Source organism: Glutamicibacter sp. AGC84, assembly GCF_053543575.1.
Map to the genome: position 1 here is coordinate 19451 of NZ_JBLVOC010000011.1, position 1281 is coordinate 20731.

Genomic DNA, 1281 nt, shown 5'->3' on the forward strand with positions numbered 1-1281 from the left:
CCGCTGGTGACCACGACGGCGGCCCCGGTGGCGCGCAGCTCGCGCAGCACCCAGTTGCACAACTGGACGGCATCCACATGCGGCAGCGCGCGGTCGTAGATGTCACCGGAAATCAGCACCGCATCAACCTGCTGATTAATCGTGATATCGATGATTTCCTGCAGCACTGCGCGCTGCGCTTCGATCAGGGAGGCCCCGTGGAAGGTCCGTCCCAAATGCCAGTCCGAGGTGTGAAGCAATCGCATGTGTCCAACCTTATGCAATGCCGCGGACAACTTGGACATTAGAATGGTGATGTGAATGAAACCGGTGAAACTGCACTCCTGCCAGAGAACTACTCAGACAAGGTGTTTGCGATCCTCCTCGGCCTAGCCGATGGCGCAACCCACGCCCGTGACGAAATTGACCCCGGGGCCACCGAAATCCTCCCGCTCTACCTGGCCGACGGCCTGCTGGAAGCGCTGGAATGGGCCAACGACGGTGTCGCCAGCGACGAAGCGGCCTGCATGTGGCTTGCGGCCCTGCGCGGCTACAGCAAGATCGCCGGCTCCTTCCCGGAACGCGCCCCGCAACCGCTGGGCCGCTGGATCGACAAGGAATTCGCCAACGTCGAGATCTTCGAGAAGATCCTGGACGGCGATCCGCAGAACCTCGCCGGCCTGGACAGCCCCGACATGGGACAGCCGGGGCGTCCCACCGGCGCTGGCGCCGACTCCACCGGCGTGCTGCCGCGTGCCGCGATTGCCGCGCTGCTGGCTCGGGTCCCTGTGGGCACCACCGAGACCCTGGCCCGTTCGGCCGCCTTCCTGACCCACGACGACCAGGCGGCCAAGACCGCCATTGCCGCGGCGAAGATCATCCGCTCGGCCATGGAACGCTCCGAGGCCGCCACCGGCGAATGGGCCGAGCTGCTCGTTGGCCTGCAGGGCCCGTCGGCCGATGCGCTGCGCGAGGTGGCCACCAGGATCGCCGAGAACATCTCGCTGTCCCCCGAAGAGGCCTACGCGGCGTACTTCGGCGAGCATGCCGCCGAGCAAGACGCGGAATCGGACATCGAGGCCGCCCCGGCGGCAACCGCCGAAGAAGAAGCCAGCCGAGATCCCGAGGTCGACGCCTACGCTGTAGCGCTGCTGGCTGCCATCTACGGCACCGAAGCCGTCGGCGAGCGCCCCGCGAGCGCACTGGATGACATCATCTCCGAGCTGCATGACCGCTGGATGGCGCTGCTGGTCTAGGAACCGCGCCCAGGACCAAGTGGCAGAAGCCCGGCCGGCACAGATT

2 protein-coding genes are annotated in these 1281 nt (G+C 66.3%); one reads left to right on the forward strand and one right to left on the reverse strand.

Annotated elements, in window-relative coordinates; genetic code table 11:
- Positions 1-245: metallophosphoesterase family protein (locus ACNPN0_RS06955; RefSeq protein ID WP_448938869.1), on the reverse strand; the 245-nt coding region annotated here is incomplete at its 3' end.
- A gap of 51 nt (positions 246-296) precedes the next feature.
- Here ACNPN0_RS06955 and ACNPN0_RS06960 point away from each other — a divergent pair.
- The gene (locus ACNPN0_RS06960) at positions 297-1235 is read left to right on the forward strand and encodes a hypothetical protein (RefSeq protein WP_105658439.1); all 939 of its coding nucleotides are present in this window, start codon (positions 297-299) and stop codon (positions 1233-1235) included.
- Positions 1236-1281 lie beyond the last annotated feature (46 nt).